Source organism: Lipingzhangella rawalii (assembly GCF_031628175.1).
Classification (GTDB): Bacteria; Actinomycetota; Actinomycetes; order Streptosporangiales; family Streptosporangiaceae; genus Lipingzhangella_A; species Lipingzhangella_A rawalii.
The window spans coordinates 47,766-61,742 of sequence record NZ_JAVLVT010000001.1 but is presented as its reverse complement, the minus strand read 5'-3'; the positions used below and the strand labels follow the sequence as shown (position 1 = coordinate 61,742).

General features: G+C 68.6%; 15 protein-coding genes and 1 riboswitch. Of the genes, 7 read left to right on the top strand and 8 right to left on the bottom strand.

Annotated features, from left to right (window positions below; all coding sequences use genetic code 11):
• Positions 1–175: 175 nt before the first annotated feature.
• Both thiE and RIF23_RS00295 read right to left on the bottom strand, forming a co-directional pair.
• Entirely contained in the window at positions 176–823 is a 648-nt protein-coding gene (gene thiE, locus RIF23_RS00300) for a thiamine phosphate synthase (RefSeq protein WP_310910249.1), read from the bottom strand.
• A 34-nt stretch (positions 824–857) separates the two neighbouring features.
• Positions 858–1,217, bottom strand: coding sequence for an Rv2175c family DNA-binding protein (locus tag RIF23_RS00295; protein WP_310910248.1), 360 nt, complete (start codon positions 1,215–1,217; stop codon positions 858–860).
• Positions 1,218–1,347: 130 nt separating this feature from the next.
• Positions 1,348–1,459, top strand: a riboswitch (TPP riboswitch).
• Between RIF23_RS00295 and thiO the strand changes: the two genes are divergently transcribed.
• The 4 genes from thiO (at position 1,453) to pknB (ending at position 5,809) form a co-directional block, all read left to right on the top strand.
• The gene (thiO, locus tag RIF23_RS00290; RefSeq protein ID WP_407659341.1) at positions 1,453–2,760 is read left to right on the top strand and encodes a glycine oxidase ThiO; all 1,308 of its coding nucleotides are present in this window, start codon (positions 1,453–1,455) and stop codon (positions 2,758–2,760) included. (Overlaps the previous riboswitch by 7 nt.)
• 44 nt (positions 2,761–2,804) lie before the next feature.
• The gene (thiS, locus tag RIF23_RS00285) at positions 2,805–3,005 is read left to right on the top strand and encodes a sulfur carrier protein ThiS (protein ID WP_310911182.1); all 201 of its coding nucleotides are present in this window, start codon (positions 2,805–2,807) and stop codon (positions 3,003–3,005) included.
• Positions 3,006–3,091: 86 nt separating this feature from the next.
• Entirely contained in the window at positions 3,092–3,838 is a 747-nt protein-coding gene (locus tag RIF23_RS00280; protein ID WP_310911181.1) for a thiazole synthase, read from the top strand.
• A gap of 75 nt (positions 3,839–3,913) precedes the next feature.
• Complete coding sequence (pknB, locus tag RIF23_RS00275) at positions 3,914–5,809, top strand: Stk1 family PASTA domain-containing Ser/Thr kinase (protein WP_310910247.1); 1,896 nt, start codon at positions 3,914–3,916, stop codon at positions 5,807–5,809.
• Between the two features lie 386 nt (positions 5,810–6,195).
• Here the strand turns inward: pknB and RIF23_RS00270 are convergent, their stop codons facing one another.
• The 5 genes from RIF23_RS00270 to RIF23_RS00250 form a co-directional block, all read right to left on the bottom strand.
• Complete coding sequence (locus RIF23_RS00270) at positions 6,196–7,614, bottom strand: sodium:solute symporter family transporter (RefSeq protein WP_310910246.1); 1,419 nt, start codon at positions 7,612–7,614, stop codon at positions 6,196–6,198.
• Positions 7,611–8,009, bottom strand: coding sequence for a hypothetical protein (locus RIF23_RS00265; protein ID WP_310910245.1), 399 nt, complete (start codon positions 8,007–8,009; stop codon positions 7,611–7,613). The genes RIF23_RS00270 and RIF23_RS00265 overlap by 4 nt, the downstream gene beginning before the upstream one ends.
• Entirely contained in the window at positions 8,006–8,746 is a 741-nt protein-coding gene (locus RIF23_RS00260) for a LytR/AlgR family response regulator transcription factor (protein ID WP_310910244.1), read from the bottom strand. The genes RIF23_RS00265 and RIF23_RS00260 overlap by 4 nt, the downstream gene beginning before the upstream one ends.
• Before the next feature lie 72 nt (positions 8,747–8,818).
• Positions 8,819–10,003, bottom strand: coding sequence for a sensor histidine kinase (locus tag RIF23_RS00255; protein ID WP_310910243.1), 1,185 nt, complete (start codon positions 10,001–10,003; stop codon positions 8,819–8,821).
• A 43-nt stretch (positions 10,004–10,046) separates the two neighbouring features.
• Positions 10,047–10,646: a molybdopterin-dependent oxidoreductase gene (locus RIF23_RS00250; protein WP_310910242.1), complete on the bottom strand. Its 600-nt coding sequence runs from the start codon at positions 10,644–10,646 to the stop codon at positions 10,047–10,049.
• 338 nt (positions 10,647–10,984) lie between these two features.
• Between RIF23_RS00250 and aroF the strand changes: the two genes are divergently transcribed.
• A complete protein-coding gene (gene aroF / locus RIF23_RS00245; protein WP_310910241.1) occupies positions 10,985–12,031 on the top strand; it encodes a 3-deoxy-7-phosphoheptulonate synthase in 1,047 nt (348 codons plus the stop codon).
• 199 nt (positions 12,032–12,230) lie between these two features.
• Here the strand turns inward: aroF and RIF23_RS00240 are convergent, their stop codons facing one another.
• Entirely contained in the window at positions 12,231–12,608 is a 378-nt protein-coding gene (locus tag RIF23_RS00240; RefSeq protein WP_310910240.1) for a hypothetical protein, read from the bottom strand.
• A 227-nt stretch (positions 12,609–12,835) separates the two neighbouring features.
• Between RIF23_RS00240 and RIF23_RS00235 the strand changes: the two genes are divergently transcribed.
• Both RIF23_RS00235 and RIF23_RS00230 read left to right on the top strand, forming a co-directional pair.
• Positions 12,836–13,684, top strand: a complete 849-nt coding sequence (locus RIF23_RS00235) for a helix-turn-helix domain-containing protein (protein WP_310910239.1) — start codon at positions 12,836–12,838, stop codon at positions 13,682–13,684.
• A complete protein-coding gene (locus RIF23_RS00230; protein ID WP_310910238.1) occupies positions 13,681–13,941 on the top strand; it encodes a DUF397 domain-containing protein in 261 nt (86 codons plus the stop codon). Before RIF23_RS00235 ends, RIF23_RS00230 begins: the two co-directional genes overlap by 4 nt.
• Positions 13,942–13,977 lie beyond the last annotated feature (36 nt).

Genomic DNA, 13,977 nt, shown 5'->3' with positions numbered 1-13,977 from the left:
AGACTACTGGTCCGAGGCCGCAGGGCCACGCATCCACACGCAGGATCGCCATCCCCGAAACAATCCGGCGCGTCGCACGTGCCACCGTTTCCGACCATATCCGGACGGGCCGGACACGGGCCGCGAAGCGGCGAGGCACGTCGGTCGTGCACGGCGTAGGCGGGTTCAGTCGGATTCAGTGCTGATGCAGCCGTCGCGCCAGTTCGGCGGTGGCCGCGGCCGGGTCGGTCGACTCGGTGATGGCCCGAACCACGACAACCCGTTGGGCTCCGGCGGCCAGTACCGCATCCAGGTTGGTGTGGTCAATCCCGCCGATCGCGAACCAGGGGCGGGCGGGGGCGCGTCGCGCGGTGTGTTCGACCAGGTCCAGGCCGGCGGCTGGTCGCCCCGGCTTGGTTGGGGTTGCCCAGGCCGGGCCGACGCAGAAGTAGTCGACGCCGTCTGCACTCGCCGCGGCGTCGGCGCGTTCCGGAGTGTTGGTCGAACGGCCGATGATCATGTCCGCACCGACGATGGCGCGGGCCATCGGCACCGGCAGGTCCCGCTGGCCGAGGTGCAGGATGTCGGGGCGAACGGCATGCGCGATGTCGGCGCGGTCGTTGACCGCGAGCAGGGCACCGTGGCGGTTGCACGCCTCCCGGACCGTCGCCAGGACCTCCAGTTCCTCGGCGGCTTCCAGCGACTTGTCCCGCAGCTGCACGATGTCGACGCCCGCCCCGAGCACCTCGTTGAGGAACTCCGGCAGGTCGCCCTGTTCTCGACGGGCGTCGACACACAGGTAGAGGCGCGCGGCAGCCAGGCGCGCACGGGCGGATTCGGTCATTGCCCCCAGGCTAGCCCGACTCGGACCAGCCGCCTCACAGAGCCATGGCCTGGGCTCGACGTCGCACCTCGGTCCCGCGGTTGGCAACGATCGCCTCGATCGGCGCCCCGGGAAGCGTGTCGTCGGCGGTGAACAGCCACCGAAGGGCTTCCTCGGTGGTGAATCCACAGTCCGCGAGCACGGTGAGGGTTCCAGGAAGCCCCTTGACCACGGCACCGTTGGCGACGAACGCCGCGGGGATCCGTAGCACCCCCTGACTCCGCACACCGAGCAGCTTATGGTCCCGGATGAACTGTTTCACACGGTTCGGACTGACGTTGAGGGCGCGTGCCGCCTCCTCGAGAGTGAGCCAGTCGTCGACGAGGGTCTCGATGTCTTGAACGTTCTCGGTCACATAGCCCAATGTGCCACGTTTCGCGCCTCGACAAACCCGGGTTTCGCCTCGTGGCGTGGGGCCCGTGTTCACCGGCGCAGAACGCCGACCTTGAGGGCTCTCCTAGAATGGGAGGGCAAGAACACAGAGCCGTCGAACCCGCGGGAGCCGGGAGCACCCGGCTGAGAGGGAGACTTCAGCGTCTCCGACCGCACAGACCTGATCCGGATCATGCCGGCGAAGGGAGTGGTGTTTCGTGCAGTTCGAAGCTGCGCCCACATCAGCCACGGCGACGACTCGCCCCACACCCCCGGTGGTGGCCGGAGCCGGCAGCAGGCTGGACACGATCGTGGTGGGCGGCGGGATCATCGGGCTTGCGACCGCGTGGCGCCTGGGCCGCCGGGGCCAGCGGGTCATGGTCGTCGATTCCGCACACCCACACGCGGCATCCCAGGTTGCCGCGGGAATGCTCACACCGGCGACGGAGGCGTCGTTCGGCGAGGAGCCACTGATGCGCCTGGCGATGGCCTCGCGGGACCTGTATCCGAGCTTCGTCGCCGAGGTCGACGCCGATCGCGGACACAGCCCTCCCGCCTCGGGGTCCGGGTATCACCGCACCGGAACGCTCCAGGTCGCCTTCGACCAGGACGACCTGGCCCGCCTGGATGAGCTCCGACTGCTCCAGGACCGGATCGGGGTCCGCACCGAACGGTTGACGAGCCGTGCCTGTCGCCGGCTGGAACCGGGGCTGGCTCCGGGGGTGCGTGGCGGGATTCTCGCGCCCGACGACCACTCCGTCGATCCTCGGGCGCTCACCACGGCCCTGTACAGTGCAGCGACCCGCCGGGGAGTGCAGCTGCACACCGGCCGGGTTCGTGAGCTCTGCGTCCGGAGAACGGAAGAGTCAACCGCGTCAGCAGCACCCGAGCCTGACGCGGCGGTGTCCGGCATTCGTCTGGATACCGGCGAGACCGTGGAGGCGTCCACGGTGGTGTTGGCTACCGGAGCCTGGGCGAGTGAGCTGCTGCCTCGTGACCTGGCTCAGCATCTGTGTGTGGACATACGCCCGGTCAAGGGTGAGGTCCTGCGGTTGCGTCCGGCGGCAGGAGCGCGGAGAGGCAGCGGGGCACTGGTCTCGCGCACCGTGCGTGGCCTGGTTCGGGGGAGCCCGGTGTACCTGGTGCCCCGCGACACCGGCGAAATCGTGCTGGGTGCCACCCAGGAGGAACTCGGATTCGATGCGAGCCTCACCGCGGAGGGAGTGTGGCGCCTGCTCCGCGACGCGCACGAACTGGTTCCCGGTGTGGGTGAACTGGAGATCACCGAAACGTCGGTCGGGTTCCGCCCCGGCTCGCCGGACAACGGCCCTCTCCTGGGCCCCACGGGTGTACCCGGTTTGCAGTTGGCGGCCGGGCACTCCCGGCATGGCGTACTTCTGGCACCGATCACAGCCGAGGCCTTGGCTCAGTCGGTGACCACCGGCACCCTGCCCGCGGCGGCCGCGGACTTCGCGGCGACACGGTTCACAGACCGAACGTTCACAGCGCAGGAGGTACAGGCGTGACCGAGCACAGCGAGCTCCCGGAGGCCCGACCGTCCGGCACCGTACTGGAGGTCGCAGTCAACGGGGAGACCCGCACCCTGCCACCGGGAACCACGGTGGCCACGGTCGTGGGCGAGCTCACCACGGCAACGTCGGGTGTCGCGGTCAGCCTCAACGACGAGGTGGTGCCCCGCACGGAGTGGCCCCGGCGTGTCCTTCGTCCCGGAGATCGGATCGACGTCCTGACCGCGGTGCAGGGAGGCTGAACATAGTGACGGCACAACTCGGAGCCCAGTCGGGCTCCACATCCACGGCGCCTTCCCCGACGGGAGCGCAGGGCCGGGACGATCCGCTGGTACTGGCCGGAACCTCGTTCGACTCTCGCCTGATCATGGGCACCGGCGGCATTCCCAGCATGCAGGTGCTGTCCGAGGTCCTGGACATCTCGGAAACCGAGCTGGTCACCGTGGCAATGCGCCGGGTCGACCCCACCAGCCGCGGCTCGCTGGTGGATGTCCTCGGTGACCGGCCGATTCGCCTCCTACCCAACACCGCCGGGTGCTTCACGGCCGTGGACGCACTCAAAACAGCCCGTCTGGCGCGGGAGGCCCTGGAAACCGACTGGGTGAAGCTGGAGGTTATCGCCGACGAGCACACGCTGCTGCCGGACCCCGTCGAGCTGTTGGAGGCCGCGGAGCAGCTGGTCGACGACGGTTTCGTGGTCCTGCCCTACACGAACGACGATCCCGTGCTGGCGCGGCGTCTGGAACAGCTGGGCTGTTCGGCGATCATGCCGTTGGGGGCCCCGATCGGATCAGGGTTGGGGATCCGCAATCCGCACAATATCGAACTGATTGTCGAGCAGACCGAACTTCCCGTCATTCTGGATGCCGGCATCGGCACGGCGAGTGAAGCTGCGCTGGCCATGGAGCTGGGGTGCGCGGCGGTGATGACCGCCACAGCTGTCACCCGTGCCCAGGAGCCGGCTCGGATGGCCGCTGCGATGCGCGACGGGGTTCGCGCGGGGCGCGCGGCCCGGCGTGCGGGCCGGATTCCGGTACGTCGCTATGCCCGCGCCTCGTCCCCACCAGTGGACTGAACGACGCACCCACGGGACATCCCCGCGTGCGCGCCAGTTGTCCCGATCACCCGTACACTCACCGGTGTGGACCAGATGACCGTGGACCCACTCGTCGGGATCACCTTAGGCCAGCGCTACCACGTGGACGCGCGCCTGGCCGGCGGCGGCATGGCGACGGTCTATATCGCGCACGACCAGCGGCTCGATCGGCGGGTCGCGCTCAAGGTCATGCACGCGAACCTGACCAGTGACCCGGCGTTCGTCCGTCGGTTCATCGGTGAGGCCCAGGCTGTGGCCAAACTCTCCCATGCCAACGTCGTTCAGGTGTTCGACCAGGGCACGGACCAGGGTTATGTGTATCTGGCCATGGAATACGTTCCCGGCAGCACCCTGCGGGACCTCCTGCACACCCACGGTCGGCTACCGCCCGAAGAGGCCCTGCGCACTCTGGCCTCGGTACTGGCCGGGCTGGGAGCCGCCCACCGGGCGGGGCTCGTTCACCGTGACATCAAACCGGAGAACGTCCTCCTCACCGCCGACGGTCAGGTCAAGGTGGCTGACTTCGGACTGGCCCGCGCCGCCGAAGGCAGTGTCGACGGGCAGACCCGTGCCGGTGAGCTGCTGGGGACCGCGGCCTATCTCGCCCCGGAGCAGATCACCGACAACCGGGCGGATGCCCGCACCGACGTGTACGCGGCCGGGATCGTCCTCTACGAGCTCCTCACGGGCGAGCAGCCACACACGGGGGAAAGCCCGATCGCGGTGGCCTACCAGCACGTCAACACCGACGTTCCCCCACCATCGCGGCGGGTCGCGGAGCTGCCCGAGGGTGTGGACCAGGTGGTCGCCAGCGCGACGGCGCGCGATCCTGAGCGGCGCCCCAGCGACGCCCAACAGCTGCTCGCGCAGTTGCAGTCCGCCGTTCCCGACATCGGCGCGCCGGCGCCGGTGGCCGCGGCCACCTCCGTGCTTCCAGCCGCGGCCGCGGGGCACCACAACGCGACACTGGTGGACGGACTGGCCACGCAGAACCTCACCGACCCCGGCAGCACGTCTGCTCGTGGGGGGCGCTGGCAGCTCGTGGTCGGCGCGTTGATTGTTCTCGCGGTGCTCGGGGTGCTGGCCGGCTACGCCTGGTGGCTCCTGGTGGGGCGCTACGAGCCGGTTCCGGACCTGGTGGGGATGACCGAGGACGAGGCGGTGGCCACGGCCGAGGACGCCGGTATCGATGTGGTCGTGGGAGACGAGCCCGTCTACAGCGACGACGTGGCCGAGGGCGAGGTTGCCGAAACCAGCCCCGAGGCCGGAGCGTCCATCCTCCCGGACGAGGACACGGTGACCCTGTCGCTATCCCAGGGCGGGCGGCACGTCGAACTTCCCGAGGGGCTCGTGGGGCGGCCGGCCGGCGAGGTACGTGCGGAGCTGGAAGAGCTCGGATTCACCGAGTTCGAGGAGGAGGAGACGGTCTCCTACGACCAACCCATGGACGTGGTCGTCGGCATCAGCCCCAGCGAGGGTTCCGCCGCCGATCGGGAGGAGCCGATCGAACTGCGGGTCAGTGCGGGCTTCGATGCTCCGGACCTCGTGGGCGAGCACGTGGACGACGCCAGGACCCAGCTCGAGGACGCCGGTCTCGAGGCGGACATTGTCGAGGAGGAGAACGAGGACATCCCCGAGGACGAGGTCATGGAGCAGGCCCCTGCGGCCGGGGAATCCGTGGCCCACGGGGACACCGTCACCCTCACCGTGTCCGCTGGTCCCCCCGACGTCGAGGTTCCCGACCTGCACGGCATGCCACTCGACGAGGCACAGGCGGAGCTGGAGGAACTGGGGTTGGAAGTCACCGTGCGGGGGATTCTCGGAGACCGGGTGCGGGCCATGTCTCCGGAGCCGGGGGAATCCGTCCCGCCCGGGACGGAGATCGAGCTCAATGTGTCCCCGCTCGGCCTCCCCGGTCGCGGTGGAGACGGGCCCGAGGACGACGACTAGCGGCGCCGGGTGGTGCTCGACCGTTCCGGCACGTAGCCCACGTAGCTCTCAGTAGCCCGCTGGCCCCAGGGTTTGGGGATGGTGGACATGCGTGTCGCCCGGACGCCAACTCCCCGCCAACGTCCGAGCGACACGCCTTCGGTACCGCTCCCCTCCTCGTCACCGACCTGCTACATCGGTGACGCACGGCACCGTGTCCGCACCCTCCCTGACCGGGATCCACTCTCCCGGATCAGCGTTTCCACCTCCGCCTGCGGCGGCGGTAGAACCTCCGAGCACGTCTCACTCTAGGCCCCTGGGCCGTGCCCGCACCCGGGTTCCGAGCCTCGGATCGGCGGACGGGCGGAACCGGGCGCTTCACGGCACGGGGCGCGACGAACGGTCATTCACAAGCGATGAGCGGTAGGAGGGGTGAATGGCGCCTCGTCGGCACCGGCCAGATGCATCCGTCCCAGATGTGCGTGCACCTTGGGGGGTGCGCGACGCGCGGTGACCAGGGAAACCACCATCATGACAGCCACCACGGCGGGCGTCACCAGCAGGACCGGCTGGGTGACCAGCTCACCGAAAGCGCCGCCCCCTCCGAACGGGACCGCGGTCACCCGGAGAGTGAGACTGACCACCGTGGCCACGAACCCGACTGCGAGCCCGGAGGCCACGCCCACGTCCGTCAGTCGGTCCCACCAGATCCCCAGGATCAGCATGGGGGCCAGGGTGACGGCGCTCAGCTCGAACACGACACCCACGAGCGTGGCCAGTCCCAGCTGGGAGAGTCCGGGCAGCACGGCGAGCCCCAACAGCGGCACCACGAGGGCCAGCGTCGCCCCCACGCGCAGGGCACTCACTCCCCCGCCCAACACACACTGGGCAATAGCGCCGCCCATCAGCCGCAGCAGCCCCGACACCCCCGCAACCAGGGCCACGGCCACCCCCAGGCCGAGCACGGCTGCCAGGATTCCCCCCATGGCCGTCGGAGCGGCATGCGTACTCAGCACCAGGGGCAGCAGTTCCGGATACACGCCCTGGTCCCGCACAAAATCCGTCGCCAGCGCTGTGTAGCCGAACGGAACCAGCACCAGCAGGGCCAGCAGCGGGGGAACGAGCAGAACCGTGCGCCGGGCCCGACGCGCATCCCGCAAGGTCGAGCATCGCACCGCCAGCTGCGGGAACCCGACTACTCCCAGAGCGAGTGCGAGATAGAGCGAGTACGTTCCGACCGAGGTTTCGGGTAGGAAACCGGTTCCCTCTCCCCGCACCGGAACGGGAATATCCCCGCCCCCGCCTCCGTCAATCGACACGGCCGGTAGCCCCCACGCCACCATCACGACCGGGGTGGCCAGGGTCACCAGCAGCCCCCAGAACTGAAGCGCCTGAAAGCCGGTGCTGGAGCCCAACGCTCCGGCCAGGGCGATCGGCAGGGCGATCACGGCCAGGCCGAGCCAGCCCACCCAGTCCGGCGCCCCGAACAGCCACGCGGTGAGGCGCCCCGCCAGCACGAACAGAGACAACACCGACAGGCAGCCCACCCACACGGCGCAGAAGCTCACCATGCGCCGCACCCAGCGGGACTGAAGCCGCCACTCGGCGAAGTCGGACAGGCTGTAGACCTGGGAACGACGCAACGGCGCCACCACCAGGGTGGCGAGCAGCACATAGCCGCAGCCAACGGCTACGGCGAGCCACCCCGCGGCCACCCCCTCGACCAGGAGCAGCCCGGTGAACGCCAGCAACATCGCGACCGAGATCTGCTCAGCGCAGATGGCACAGGCGGCGGTCACCGGCCCAGGTGCACGCGTGGTGCTCACCAACGGTTCCACCGGTTCTCCCCGTCCTCCAGGGACTCACTGCGGCGCACGGCCACCGTCGCCAACGCCAGGAGGACGGCCCCAGCCGCCGCGGCGAGCACCAGGGGGGCAGGAGCCCCCCACAGGGTCTGTTCGACCAACGCGGGATGCACCAGAAGTAGGGTCGGGCCACCAAACAGCACCACAACCACGGCGGTCACCGGCAGCAGCGCCGCGGTGAGCTGCCGCCGCATGGCCGGATAGGGCGACCAGGAACGGGGGCCGTACTCGACCTCGGAGGCACCGGCCGGGCCACGCGTCGAGGCCGCTACCGCACGCGCGTCGACGGCGGCGCGGGCACGGCGCGTGGCGGGACTCATCACCGTGACCCGCCGGGGTCGCTCCGCGTCGCTCACGACTGCTCGCCCACCTGGCGTAGCAGGTGTTCGCGAACCTCACGTGTCTGTCTTCGACTCACCGGCAGGTACTCCTCCCCTACCTTGACCCGTGCCCGGGCGCCATCGGTACGTAGCTCGGACACGTGCCGCACCGCGACCAGTACGCTGCGGTGGATCCGGACGAACCCCGCACCTTCCCACTCCCGTTCCAGGGCGCTGAGCGTACTTCGAATCAGGTACCCGCCCTCGGCCGTGCGCAGGCGCACATAGTCTCCCTGTGCCTCCGCGTAGCGAATGTCGCCGCGCGGAATGAGGCGGGTGCGCCCACCCAGCTCGACGGGAACCCGCGGATCCTCTTCCTGTGGGTTCCGGGCCTCGGCGATACGCCGCACCGTCTCCGCCACCCGTTCCTCCCGCAGAGGCTTCAGCAGGTAGTCGGTGGCCCGAAGTGAGAAGGCCGTCACCGCGAAATCCTCGTGAGCGGTGACGAACACCACATCCGGGGGGCGGGCCAGGGCGCCGACGAAACGCGCGATGTCGATCCCGCTGGGCCCCGGCATCCGAATGTCGAGAAACAGGGCATCGAACGGCTCCCCCTGGGCGACCGAGTCACTGACCAGGCGCATCGCCTGGGGGGCGTCGTCAGCGACCGCGACGTGCCCCACACGTGAATCCTGCCGAAGGAGATAGGCCAGCTCCTCGAGGGCGGGGGCCTCGTCGTCCACAGCTAGGACCCGAAGCATGGTCACGAGCATGCTCAACCGCGGCGAAGCTCGCAACCCATTCGCGAAACCCACCATGCGGACGGGTGCGGGGACATGGGGCGTTCAGTCCACCGTCTGCGGGCGGAACTTGGGGATGCGCAGGGAGATCTTGGTTCCGGCCTCCGGTCCGGTGTCAACCACGAGTCCGTAGGCGTCGCCGTACATGGCCCGCAGCCGCTCGTCGACGTTGGCCAGGCCGATCCCGCCACTGGGGGGGACCTCTCCGGAGAGCACCGACTCCACAAATTCCGGGGCCATACCCACCCCGTCGTCCTCGACACTGAGCTGGGCCTCCGCGCCGGCGTCCCGCGCGGTCACCGTCACCTGCCCGTTGCCGCGCTTGCCCTCCATCCCGTGCCGGATTGCGTTCTCCACCAACGGCTGGAGGCACAGGAAGGGAACCTGCACGGCCAGCACCTCGGGAGCCACCCGCACCGAGAACTGCAACCGCTCACCGAACCGGGCCCGTTCCAGGGCGAGATAGCGGTCGATGGAGTGGAGTTCCTCGTCGAGCGTGGTGTGGTTACGCGAGCTGCGGAAGGCGTATCGCGCGAAGTCGGCGAAGTCCAGGAGGAGTCCCCGGGCGCGTTCGGGATTGGTGCGCACGAACGAGGCGATCGTGGTGAGGCAGTTGTAGACGAAATGCGGGGAAATCTGGAGCCGGAGGGCACGTAGCTCCGCTTCGGCGAGTCGCGCGCGGGATCGTTCGAGTTCGGCGAGTTCCAGCTGGGCCGACACCCAACGAGCCACCTCGTCGGTGGCGCCGACGAGCGTGGTCTCTGGGCTGGGACCAACCGCGATCAACGCCCCCACGGTGCGCCGTTCCGCGGTCAGTGGCGCCACCACTGCCGACTCGATGGGGCAGCTTGGGTCGCCGCAGTCCAACCGGTCCACCACACAGGTTCGTCCGTCCCGCAGTGCGGGTGCGGCCAGCAGGTGCGCCTGCTCACTGTGGCTGGATCCGACACCAACCCAGGCCAGGCACTCCTCGTGGGTCACCAGGGCTACGGCTGGGGTTCCCAGCAGGGTGCGCAGGTGCCGTGCCGCCTTGCGCGCCGGTTCGGGACGCAGACCGGAGCGCAGACTGGGCACGGCCTGGGCCGCGGTGCGCAGGGTGCTGCGGGTTGCCTCGGCGGTCAGTGCGCGTTCCCGGCGCCGGGTCCGGTATCCGCGCCGAACCAGCTCGGTCGTACTGACCAGCGCGATCAGGCTCGTGACAAGCGCGAGATACTCCACCCTGGTGGCCACCACCCTCCTCGACCTGCCCCGGGCCGGGATGCCCGTTCCACCGTCACGGTGGCGGCCCGTCCCCGGGCTCCTCCTGATAGGCGTATCGCTCGGCCCGCCATGGATCGGCACGGTTATGGTAGCCCCGCGCCTCCCAGAATCCACGCCGGTCGCAGGTGAGGTACTCGATGGCGCGCACCCACTTCACGCTCTTCCAGGCGTAGCGGTGCGGAACCACCAACCGCACGGGATGTCCGTGTTCCGTGGCGAGCCGCTGGCCGTTGTGATGGGTGACCAGCAGGGTATTCGGATCTTCGAAGTCCGCGAGCGCCACGTTGGCGCAGTAGCCGAACTCGGCCCACACCATCACGTGGGTGGCCTCAGGCGCCGGTGGCGCCAGCCGCAGCAGCAGAGCCCCGGACACCCCGCCCCACCTGTTGTCCAGGACGCTGAACCGCGTCACGCAGTGCAGGTCAGCGACGACTTCGGTGCGAGGGAGGGCATCGAATTGGGCCCAGTTCCACCGCTGTTCGGCACCGGTGGCGGTGGCGCCGAACACACGCAGGTCCCAACGTTCTTCCTGGAAGCGTGGCGCGGGGCCGTAGTGCAGCGCGGGCCAGCCGGGCGGCACATGCTGTCCGGGCGGGAGCCGCTCCTGTGACACACCCAACTCCTGCCATCTGTCGAGTCCGATTCTCCCCGGCTGTGGGCAATCCTGCCAGGTTGGCCCCCGCGACGTCCCGGCCCCCGGTGTATCCACATCCCGGAGTTGTACGCTATAGTCTCTTCCCATGCAGCACACGTTCTGGCGCTTTTATGGCTACCGGTCCGGATCTCCGGCGGTCGCCTGGCCAGCGCTGTGCTGACATAGTCGACTTTCGGAAGAGCCCCGGACCGGCACCGGCCCGGGGCTCTTTCGCGTTCCGGGGCCGGGCCGGGCGGATGCCCTTCCGTTGATGCAACCGGACAGCGACCGCTACGGAAACGGACAGGAACACTGCCATGGTCATCGTTATGGCGCCGGACGCCACCTCGGACAACATCGACAGTCTGGTCACCCTCGTCTCGGCGGCCGGTGGGGAGGCCTACGTGACGCGCGGGGTGAGCCGCACGATCATCGGACTGGTGGGTGACGTCCAGCGCCTGTCCAACCTCGACCTGCGTGCCCAGCCCGGGGTCAGTGACGTGCTGCGGATCTCCGCTCCGTACAAGCTGGTCAGTCGGGAGAACCATGTGAGCCGATCCGTGGTGCGGGTGCGCGATGTTCCGATCGGTGGCGACCACATGACGGTGATCGCTGGGCCGTGCGCGGTGGAGACGCCCGAGCAGACGCTGGAGTCCGCGCGGATGGCGGCCGATGCCGGCGCGGCGCTGCTGCGTGGCGGTGCCTACAAACCCCGCACCTCCCCCTACGCCTTCCAGGGCTTGGGCGAGGAGGGCCTGAAGATTCTCGCCGAGACGCGCGAGGAGACGGGCATGCCGATCGTCACTGAGGTCGTGGACGCGGGGGACGTGGAGGTGGTCGCCTCCTACGCCGACATGCTCCAGGTCGGTACCCGCAACATGCAGAACTTCGCACTGCTCCAGGCCGTGGGCGAGGCCGGACTGCCGGTGCTACTGAAGCGCGGCATGAACGCCACCATCGAGGAGTGGCTGATGGCCGCCGAGTACATCGCCCAGCGCGGAAATCTGGATATTGTGCTGTGCGAGCGGGGCATCCGCACCTTCGAGAAGGCGACCCGCAACACCCTGGACATCAGCGCGGTGCCGGTGGCCCAGGAGCTGAGCCACCTGCCGGTGATCGTGGACCCCTCCCATTCCGGGGGCAAGCGCAACCTCGTACTGCCGCTGTCCCGCGCGGCGATCGCCGCCGGGGCCGACGGCATCATCGTGGACGTGCACCCGACTCCGGAAACCGCGCTCTGCGACGGGCCGCAGGCCCTCGTGGAGGAGGATCTGGCCGAGCTCCGGGATGTGGCCGGAACCCTGTCTACTCTGATGGGCCGGGACCTGACCCCCGCCCCCGGCCTGGAGCCGGTGCAGGTGTAATTCGCTGATGGGGGTGACCCCCGTGCACGACGGCGCACGCCGATCGGCCCGTCCCGGTTGGTGCCCGCCCCGAGTCACCCCCATCGGCCTTTTCCTGCCCTCATCGGCCCCTCCCAGCGCCGATCATCTGGGTGTACTCCCCCAGACGTCACAGCCACCCCACCCCCACCCACGCCGGGGTGGGGGTGGTCGCGTGGGGTCAGGTGGTGGGTGGGTCTTGTCGGCGTCCGGCGGCGCCGAGGATGGTGGTGAGGAGTCCGGCGAGGGTGCGGGTGGTGGTGCCGGGCGGCAGGTCGCTTTCGCCGTGTAGCGTCCAGGCGGCGCTGCGGTCGTCGTCGATGACGAGTTCGGCGGAGAGGTCACTGGTGGGGTCGGTGATGTCGAGCTGCACCTGGGCGGTCAACGGGGTGATCTCCACACACAGCCCCGCGCCGCGCAGCAGCGCGGCCACCGTCTCGGCATACCGGTCCAACTGCTCCTCAGACAGCAGCTCCGGGGGCTCGGTGTCGATACTGGTGTCGACGTCCTGCCACGCATCGGGGAGAATCGGGGCAGGGAGGACGTGAACGTCAGACATGACGGGCTTTCCCTTCCAGTTAGGGCACCGCCCGGGGCACCAGAGCGCCAACTCATCACGAGTGCCCCGGGCGGTGTTCATGTGTACCTGGCCGGCGTACCAACTCGGCCATAGCGCGAACCCTCACGTTCGGTGTGACCCAGCTAACGCCTAGTGCTAGAGTGACAGTCGCCAACTAGAATCGCAACTTCTCACGAGAAGTTTTCTGAACTTATGGAGACGACGCCATGGCCGCCAAGTCGAGGGTGACACTACGGGCGCAGTGGCTCGGTGAGATGCTGCGCGGCCTCAGGGAGGAGAACCAGCTCACGCTGGCAGAAGCCGGTGAGTACATACGCCGCAGCAAGTCGACGATGAGTCGTTTCGAAGCGGGCACCTGGCCGATCAGCCAGGACGAGGTGGCGGATCTCATGAAGCTCTACGGCGTCGACAGTCCAACTCAACGTGAGCAAATGGTGAAGCTGGCGGCCGAGATCACCGAAACCGGCTGGTGGGAGCGGTACTACCAGGGGACAGCCATGATCAATTACGTGTGGCTGGAGAACCGCGCAGAGCAGCTACGTATCTTCACCCCGCTGGTGGTTCACGGACTATTCCAGACCAGAGAGTATGCCGAACGGCTGATCCAAATCGGAGACCCTGATGCCTCAGCCAAGCAGATCGAACGTTGGGTGGGGGTCCGCATGGCGCGCCAAGAGATCCTGGAACGCAAGACTCCTCCCACGGTGCAGCTCATCCTGGATGAAGCTGTATTGCGCCGTCCAGTTGGTGGCACGGACGTGATGCGGGCACAGCTGCGGCGGCTATTGAGTGAAGCTGAGAAGCCCAGCATTCAGATCCAGGTCCTGCCGTTTGGCTTCGGTGAGTACCCCGGAACAGACGGCCAGTTCACTCTGATCAAGATGGGCGACCCGTTCCCCCAGGTCGTCTACATCGACTCTCCAGCCGGACAGATCTTCCTGGAATCCAGCGACGTTCAGGAGTTCGCCACCCAGTATGATCGAATCCAAGGATGCTGCCTGAGCGCGGAGGATTCCGTCGCGTTCATCGCTGCGATTGAGAAGGACCTATCATGACAGCCGGCGACTTCACCTGGACAATCAGTAGCTACAGCTCGAACCGTAACGGGGAGTGCGTCGAGGTCGGCTGGCACAAGAGCAGCTACAGTTCCAACGGTGGACCGGAGTGTGTTGAGGTTCGCCGGATGCATGTAGCTGCGGCCCCCGTGGCCCTCCGCGACTCGAAGAACCGCGGGGCCGGCCACCTCACCCTGCCCACCCACGAGTGGACCGCCTTCCTCCACGCCGTACGCACCAGCGAGTACGGCGCCTAGCGACACCCGTCACACCGTGCTGGCGGACTCATGATT